The following is an 8,199-nucleotide window of genomic DNA, read 5'->3' as shown; positions in this document are numbered from 1 at the left end:
GGATGTCACTGCGGTCTTCGCCAATTCACCAATGTTGCAGGGCGCCTTCGGCGGAGCTGCCAATCTCCCCCCTCGTGGGGCGGATGTCCGGGAGGACAGAGGGGGGCGCTGTCCCGCCGGCTTCGCAGTTGTCCGCTGGGGATGGCAATGCTCGTCATTCATTGTTTCACGTGAAACGAGTCCACCCTCTCCTTGACACCGGCCGCCGTCGGGGACATCTGTCAACCCAATCTCTGAAAACGGATTCTCGGGAAAATGACCAGTCACTATGACGTGGTGGTGGTGGGCGGCGGCCATGCCGGTTGCGAGGCGGCAAGTGCGGCCGCGCGCGCCGGCGCCAGGACCGCGCTGGTGACCTTGCGCTTCGACACGATCGGCATCATGTCCTGCAATCCGGCGATCGGCGGTCTCGGCAAGGGGCATCTCGTGCGCGAGATCGACGCCATGGATGGGCTCATGGGGCGCATCGCCGACGCCGCCGGCATCCAGTTTCGCTTGCTCAACCGTCGCAAGGGGCCGGCCGTGCGCGGTCCGCGCACCCAAGCCGACCGCAAGCTTTATCGCTTGGCCATGCAGGAAGCGATTCAGCAACAGAACGATCTCGACGTGATCGAAGGCGAGGTTCTCGACTTTGAGATCGTGGAAGGACGAGTGGCGGCCGTGCAGATATCAGGCGACCGGCGCCTGGCCTGCGGCGCGGTTGTGCTGACCACCGGCACGTTCCTGCGGGGGCTGATCCATATCGGCGAAAAGAAGATCGTCGCCGGCCGCATGAACGAGCAGGCAAGCATGGGCTTGTCAGCGACCATGGCGCGTGCGGGCTTCAAGCTCGGGCGCCTGAAGACCGGCACGCCCCCTCGCCTCGACGGCCGCACCATCGACTGGGCGTCGCTGGACGCCCAAGCGGCCGACGAGGATCCGGTGCCGTTCTCGCTGATGACGGACAAAATCGTCAATCCGCAGATCCATTGCGGCATCACGCGCACCATGCCGGCGACCCATGAGCTGATCCGCGCCAATCTCGGACGTTCGGCCATGTATTCCGGCTCGATCGAAGGCATCGGGCCGCGCTACTGTCCCTCGATCGAGGACAAGATCGTCAAGTTCGGCGACCGCGAGGGCCATCAGATCTTCCTCGAGCCCGAAGGCCTCGACGACGACACCGTCTATCCGAACGGCATCTCGACCTCGCTGCCGGAAGACGTGCAGCTCGACATGCTGAAGACGATCCCCGGGCTGGAAAAGGCGACGATGCTGCAGCCCGGCTATGCCATCGAATACGACCATGTCGATCCGCGCGAGCTGAAGACGACGCTGGAGACGAAGCGCGTCGCCGGCCTTTTCCTGGCCGGGCAGATCAACGGCACGACCGGTTATGAAGAGGCCGGCGCGCAAGGCCTGCTCGCCGGCATCAACGCGGCGCGGGCGGCATCTGGCGATGAGCCGTTCGTGCTCAGCCGCACCGAGGCCTATATCGGCGTGATGGTCGACGACCTGACCAGCCGGGGTATCGCGGAGCCCTATCGCATGTTCACCTCCCGCGCGGAGTTCCGGTTGTCGCTGCGCGCCGACAACGCCGACGAGCGGCTGACGCCGCTGGCGGAAAAACTCGGTATCGCGTCATCGGAGCGGCTGCAGCGTTTTGGCGCGATGGCGCAGAAGCTCGACGAGGCCCGCGCGCTGGCAAAGTCCGTGACGCTTACGCCGAATGAAGCGGCACGGCATGGGCTGGAGATCAACAAGGACGGCGTGCGCCGCTCGGCCTATGCGCTTTTGGCGCATCCGGGCGTCGACATGGCCTGGTTGACAAGGGTCGAACCGCGCTTTGCCGAACTGGACGCCAAGACGGCCGAGCGGCTCGAAACGGAGGCGAAATATTCGGTTTACCTCGATCGCCAGCAAGCCGACGCCGCACAAATCAGGCAAGAGGAATCGCGGCTCATCCCCGAGGCGCTCGATTTTTCGGACGTTCCGGGACTTTCAAACGAGCTGAAGCAGAAGATGAAGGCGCGCCAGCCGCGTTCGATCGCCGATGCGCAGCGCATGGAAGGCATGACGCCGGCGGCGCTTGCCATCATTGTCGCGCATGTCCGCAACGCCGAGTTCGTGGCGCGAAGGGACGTGGCGTGAGCGCGGATGGCTGGGCGGACCTGCAAAAGGCGGCGGGTCCAGTTTCACGTGAAACATTCGAGCGGCTGCAGGCTTTCGAACAGCTGTTCCTGAAATGGAACCGAAGCATCAATCTGGCGGCGCCGTCGACGCTGGACGATGTCTGGCGCCGTCATATCCTGGACAGCGCCCAGCTTGCGCGAATCGCACCCACCGCGACACGCTGGGTCGATCTCGGCTCGGGCGGCGGTTTTCCCGGCCTGGTGCTGGGCTTCCTGTTGGCGGAGCGCCCCGGCGCATCGATCGCCCTGGTCGAAAGCAACCGCAAGAAGGCGTCGTTCCTGCAATCCGTCATCGGCCAGTTCGGTTTGCCGGCGCGTGTCGTCACCAGGCGCATCGATGACAGCTACGCGCTTGTTTCCACACCGGAAATCGTCACGGCCAGGGCGCTGGCAGCGCTTCCGGTCCTGCTCGACCTCTCGGCGCCCTGGCTGACCAAAGGCGCGCGCGCGCTCTTTCACAAAGGCCGGGATTACCGCGCCGAGGTGGAAGAAAGCGCTCACCGCTGGGGCTTCGATCTGGTAGAACATTCGAGCATGACCGACGCCGAAGGCGTCATCCTCGACATCACCGACTTGCGCCCAGCGAAACAGCAATGAATTACTGGCATAAATCCATGAAAACCGGACCGCGTATCATCACTGTCGCCAACCAGAAAGGCGGGGTCGGCAAGACGACGACGGCCATCAACCTGGCCACGGCGCTGGCCGCGATCGGCGAGCGCGTGCTGATCGTCGACCTCGACCCGCAGGGCAATGCCAGCACCGGCCTCGGCATCGACCGCAAGGACCGCACGGTCTCGTCCTATGACGTGCTGACCGGCGAGCTCGATCTGGAGCAGGCCGCGGTGCCGACGGCCGTGCCTGGCCTGTCCATCATACCCTCGACGCTCGACCTTCTCGGCATCGAGATGGAAATCGCCTCAGCGCCCGACCGCGTGCTCAAGTTGCGCAATGCGCTGCGCGCCGCCTCCGAGCGTTCGGCCCCGTTCGGCTATGTGCTGATCGACTGCCCGCCCTCGCTCAACCTTTTGACTTTGAATTCAATGGCGGCGGCCGATTCCGTTCTCGTGCCGCTGCAATGCGAGTTCTTCGCGCTGGAAGGTCTCAGCCAGTTGCTGGAGACGGTCGAGCAGGTGCGCAATACCATCAATCCGGACCTCACCATCCAGGGCATCGTGCTCACCATGTATGACGGGCGCAACAACCTCGCCAACCAGGTGGTGCAGGATGTGCGCACCCATATGGGCGACAAGGTCTATGAGACGATCATCCCACGCAATGTGCGCGTGTCGGAGGCGCCGTCCTACGGCAAGCCGGCGATCCTCTATGACCTGAAATGCTCGGGCAGCCAGGCTTATCTGCAGCTCGCCTCCGAAGTGATTCGCCGCGAGCGCAAGCTGCGGGCCGCCTGAGCTACATCATCGCACGGCTTGGTTAATAAGCCGATTCGATTCCGAAACGATCTGGACAAACTCATGAGCGAAGACCAATCGAGAAAAAGACTGGGCCGTGGCCTCGCGGCGCTGATCGGCGAAATCGACCGTCCGGCGGCGCCCGAGAAGCCCGGCGCGGCGGTGGCGGCCGACGGCAAGGTGCCGATCGAGTTCGTCAGTCCGAACCCGAAGAATCCGCGCCGGCATTTCGGCGATGCCGAGCTCACGGATCTGGCCCAGTCGATCCGCGAGCACGGCGTGGTGCAGCCGGTCGTGGCGCGCCCCTCGCCCTCGCAGCCCGGCCGCTACGAGATCATCGCCGGCGAGCGGCGCTGGCGGGCGGCGCAGCGCGCCGGCCTGACCGAAATCCCGCTGATCGTGCGCGACGTCAACGACCGCACCGCGCTGGAGCTGGCGATCATCGAGAACGTCCAGCGCGCCGACCTCAATGCGGTCGAGGAGGCGCAAGGCTATCAGCAGCTCATCGACGAGCATGGCTACACGCAGGCCGATCTCGGCCAGGTGATCGGCAAGAGCCGCAGCCATGTCGCCAACACGCTGAGGCTGTTGAAGCTGCCCAACGTCATTCACGATATGCTGGTCGACGGCGATTTGTCGGCCGGTCATGCCCGAACGCTGGTCACCGCCGAAGACCCGGCCGGGCTCGCCAAGCGCATCGTCAAGGAAGGGCTTTCGGTGCGCCAGGCCGAAGCGCTGGCGCAAATGCCCGCCGGCTCGACGCCGGCCAAGACCAAGACCTCGGCCGGCACCCCGGACAAGGACCCCGACACGCTGGCGCTCGAGAAACTGATGACGGACACGATCGGCATGATCGTCAGCATCGAGCACAAGGGCAAGGGTGGCACGCTCAAGGTCAACTATCGCTCGCTGGAGCAGCTCGACGAGCTCTGCCGTCGGCTGAAGGACGAGCGGTAGGCGGCTGCGGCGTAACGGTATTCGGCGGACTCTGAGGTTTTGGCTGAACGTTGGATACGTCTGATATATCGGTGATAGACATAAACGGGCTGGCGCTTTGCCGGCCCTTTTTGTTGGCGGTGGTGAACTGGCGAAGGCGGCGGCAAGGGCAGAGCGGGCCGTGAAGGAGCGCCGTTCCCTCTATCGTCATTCTAGGGTCTGCGCGCGTCGCTTCGCTCCTTGCTCCGCCCTAGAATGACGAAGGATATGTTACGGCCGCCGGTTTCCATCGGACCGCCCATCACCTGTCTCGCCAGCGCTTGCCCACCGCCGAGGCACCGCAGCCCTCCGCTTGACAGTGCCCGACAACGGCGTACGCTCTATTAGCCTAAACTTAAATTACTGCCCGGCGTGCCGATCAGTCGCGGTGCGGGCTATCTGCCGTTATCAGGATCCGTGAAACGGCACCGCCTCGCCAAAGCCGGACACGCCTCACACAATGGGAGGTGTAAATGGCAGTCAGTTGGCGGTTGTCTGGAAGCTACTTCGAGAATTGCAGCTGCGATGTCGTATGTCCTTGCCTGCTGTCGACCCAGGCGCAGCTGACATCGAAGCCGACGAAAGGCGTTTGCAACGTCGCCTTGGTCTTTCACATCGACAAGGGCAGTTTCGGCGACGTTCGACTGGACGGGCTCAATGTTGCGATGGTTGCTCACACGCCGGGTCCGATGGCGGAGGGCAATTGGACGGCTGCCGCCTATATCGACGACCATGCGGATGACAGGCAGACAGAAGCGCTCGGGGCCATCTTCACCGGCGCCGCGGGTGGGCCGATGGCCGCCTTCGCGCCGATGATCAGCACCAATCTCGGAGCCAAGAAGGTGCCGATCAAATACCAGGCCGACGGCAAGAAGCGGTCGGTGGAAGTTGCCGGCGTGATGCAGTTGGCGGTCGAACCGTTGCCGACAATGCGCGAGGACGGTGAGATGTGGGCGGCTACCGGCCATCCCGTCAATCCCGACTGGCTCGGTTTTGCGATGGGCGTGGAAGGCAATACTTTCAGCGACCATGGCATGAGTTGGGACAATTCCCGCCGCAATGCGCACTACGCTCCGATCAATTGGTCCGGCCAGCAATAGTCCCGCACGCATGGTCGCAACGGCCTCGCCTATGACGCTGACATTGCAGCGAAACATCATTCTCGCCCTGTTGGGCGCTGTCGCCGCGGCGGCGTGGGTCTTACTCATCCGGCAGCGGATCGGCATGGACGCGGACATGCGCATGGACATGTACTCACCCACCATGGGCATGGGGGCGCCGCTGTTTGTTGCCATCTGGATGATCATGATGATTGCCATGATGTTTCCGACGGCGGCGCCGATGATCCTGACCTTCCACCAGGTCCAAGCCGGCAAACGAGGTCGCGGCGAGGCCTTTGTCGCCACCTGGGTGTTCGTGGCAGGCTATATGCTGGTTTGGGGCACGGTGGGCATTTTGGCCTTTGCCGGCGCCGCAGGAGCCGAGACGCTTGCCGATCATGCGGGATTGTCCACGGCGACGGCCGCGCGCATCGGCGGCGCCCTGATGATCGTTGCAGGCGCCTACCAGCTCTCGCCACTGAAGGATCTTTGCCTGGCCAAATGCCGCACGCCAATCGGTTTCATCCTGACCTCCTGGCGCGACGGTCAATGGGGTGCGGTCCGCATGGGCCTCGAGCACGGCGCCTTTTGTCTGGGCTGCTGCTGGCTCCTGTTTCTGGCACTTTTCCCGCTCGGGATCATGAATGTCGCCGCAATGGCCGTGGTCACCTTGCTGATCTTTGCGGAGAAGACCTTCCCGGCGGGAAGGGGCATAGCCAAGGTGTCAGGTGTCGCGCTGCTCCTTTACGGCGCGGCGGTTCTGGTCTTTCCCCAGGCGCTGCCGACCTTTCAGGCGGCCGACATGATGATGAATTGAGCAGCGGCAGGGCAGAACGTATCCTTCGTCATTCTAGGGCGGAGCAAGGAGCGAAGCGACGCGCGCAGACCCTAGAATCCATGCCGTGACGGTCGAGAGCCACCACGGTTCAAGGCGTTCACCAGCCAACCCCGCGAAAGAGCTCGAACCATTCAGGATTGGTCTTCTCGATCAGTTCAATCTTCCATCGCCGTGGCCAGCGCTTCAATGACGTCTCACGCTGAATGGCATCGGCGATATCGAAATACTCCTCGTACCAGACCAGACGCCGCGCGCGACGAGCAAGGTCTTAGTGACACCGATATTGATCGTGCCGCCTTTCTGGCTTGCGGTCATGTAGACATAGCCGGTCATCTGGCGATCTTAGCTGGCGCAGTTATCGGCGGCTATTCTGGACCGTTGCATTCTCCGGCGAATGTCACGGAATGGATTCTAGGGTCTGCGCGCGTCGCTTCGCTCCTTGCTCCGCCCTAGAATGACGAGGTCGGATCGGCGGGACAGCGCCCATTGGCCTGCCCGCCCTTCGCAGCACCTGCGCTGCAGCTCCCGGAGGGAAGACCGGCCATCCCTACAAGGAGGGACGTCAGCTGTCGCCCCGACCGTCGCCAATCGTTGGCGTTTACCTTTGCCCCAGCCGCGCGCTTTCGATCGCGATGCCGAGCAGCGCCTGCCGTGCCAGCGCTTCCGACAGGTCCGGGCGCTTGCGGGTCTGCAGCACCGCCGTCTGCAGCCGGCCGAGCGCGCGGCCGAGCGCCTCGACGTTCCAGCGCTCCAGCGTCTTTTCGACCAGCTTGCGGCGCGAGAAGAAGACCGGGGGGCGGGCGCCGGCGACGACCGAGGCGGCGTTGCGGCCGCCGGTCTCCATCTGGCCGCGCATCGCTTGGATCGCCTGCAATTGCCGCATCGCCGATGACAGCACCAGGAACGGATGGCCGCCGGACTGGCAGTGACGGTTGAAGGCGATGTCGAAATCGCCGACCTTGCCGTCCAGCATGGCGTCGACAGCGGCGTCGAAGGAAGCGCCGGAGACGTCGCCCGACAGCGCGTTGACGTCGTCGATGCCGATCTCCTTCCGGCCATGCGCGTAGAGCACCAGCTTCTCGATCTCGCCGCGCGAGGCGAGGCGGTCGCCGCCGAGGTTGCGGCGCAGCGCTTGCCTGGCGTCCAAGGTCATCGACATGCCGGCCTTGCGCAATTCGTCGTCGATCACTGAGTCCAGGTCGCGGGCCTCGTCGGCATAGCAAGGCAAGGCAATGGCGTTGCCGGCGGCCTCGACGATGGCGCGCAATCCGGTGCCTTTCTTCAGGTCGCCGGCTTCGATGAGGATGACCGCGTCGCGCGCGGGCTCGGCGGTCAGCGCCTTGATGTCGTCGGCCAGCGCCTTCTGGCCGCTGGCATTGCGCACCCAAAGCAGCCGCCGGTCGGAAAACATCGGCACGGTGCGCGCTTCGTCGAGCAGGCGGCCCTCGTCGCGGTCGACTTCGGCGCCATCCAGCCGGACCACAGAGAACGGGTCGTCGAGCGGCAGGCCGGTCTTTGCGGCAAAGCTTTTCGCCCGCTCGGCGACAAGGCCGCGGTCGGGGCCGTAAAGCAGGACGATTCCCATGGCCGGATCCGGCTTCGCCAGCCACGAATCGACCTCGTATCCTTTCTTCTGTGCCATGCGGGGTGAGTTAGCACGGGGCGGTGCCCGAGTGAACGGAGAAGCGGCGGGCGGAGAGCGT

Annotated in this window: 7 protein-coding genes and 1 pseudogene; 6 read left to right on the top strand and 2 right to left on the bottom strand. The window is 64.2% G+C overall.

What is annotated here, in order from left to right; translation table 11 throughout:
• Positions 1-255 precede the first annotated feature (255 nt).
• From mnmG to FJ419_RS30445, 6 genes are all read left to right on the top strand, one after another.
• On the top strand, positions 256-2,130 hold the full coding sequence (gene mnmG, locus FJ419_RS30470) for a tRNA uridine-5-carboxymethylaminomethyl(34) synthesis enzyme MnmG (protein WP_140700821.1): 1,875 nt from the start codon (positions 256-258) through the stop codon (positions 2,128-2,130).
• Positions 2,127-2,768, top strand: coding sequence for a 16S rRNA (guanine(527)-N(7))-methyltransferase RsmG (gene rsmG / locus FJ419_RS30465; protein ID WP_140700820.1), 642 nt, complete (start codon positions 2,127-2,129; stop codon positions 2,766-2,768). The genes mnmG and rsmG overlap by 4 nt, the downstream gene beginning before the upstream one ends.
• A gap of 17 nt (positions 2,769-2,785) precedes the next feature.
• A complete protein-coding gene (locus tag FJ419_RS30460; protein WP_140700819.1) occupies positions 2,786-3,583 on the top strand; it encodes a ParA family protein in 798 nt (265 codons plus the stop codon).
• Between the two features lie 63 nt (positions 3,584-3,646).
• Positions 3,647-4,540, top strand: a complete 894-nt coding sequence (locus tag FJ419_RS30455) for a ParB/RepB/Spo0J family partition protein (RefSeq protein WP_140700818.1) — start codon at positions 3,647-3,649, stop codon at positions 4,538-4,540.
• A gap of 491 nt (positions 4,541-5,031) precedes the next feature.
• Positions 5,032-5,658: a DUF1326 domain-containing protein gene (locus FJ419_RS30450; protein ID WP_140700817.1), complete on the top strand. Its 627-nt coding sequence runs from the start codon at positions 5,032-5,034 to the stop codon at positions 5,656-5,658.
• Between the two features lie 124 nt (positions 5,659-5,782).
• The gene (locus FJ419_RS30445) at positions 5,783-6,475 is read left to right on the top strand and encodes a DUF2182 domain-containing protein (protein WP_246679432.1); all 693 of its coding nucleotides are present in this window, start codon (positions 5,783-5,785) and stop codon (positions 6,473-6,475) included.
• Between the two features lie 118 nt (positions 6,476-6,593).
• On the opposite strand, the pseudogene FJ419_RS30440 reads toward FJ419_RS30445, so the two are convergent.
• Both FJ419_RS30440 and holA read right to left on the bottom strand, forming a co-directional pair.
• Positions 6,594-6,829 (bottom strand): annotated as a pseudogene (locus FJ419_RS30440) (GIY-YIG nuclease family protein).
• 265 nt (positions 6,830-7,094) lie between these two features.
• On the bottom strand, positions 7,095-8,138 hold the full coding sequence (holA, locus tag FJ419_RS30435; RefSeq protein WP_140700815.1) for a DNA polymerase III subunit delta: 1,044 nt from the start codon (positions 8,136-8,138) through the stop codon (positions 7,095-7,097).
• Positions 8,139-8,199 lie beyond the last annotated feature (61 nt).

Source organism: Mesorhizobium sp. B2-6-2, assembly GCF_006440615.1.
Taxonomy (GTDB): Bacteria; Pseudomonadota; Alphaproteobacteria; order Rhizobiales; family Rhizobiaceae; genus Mesorhizobium.
The sequence above is the reverse complement of the archived record's forward strand: the minus strand, read 5'-3'. Positions and strand labels throughout refer to the sequence as shown.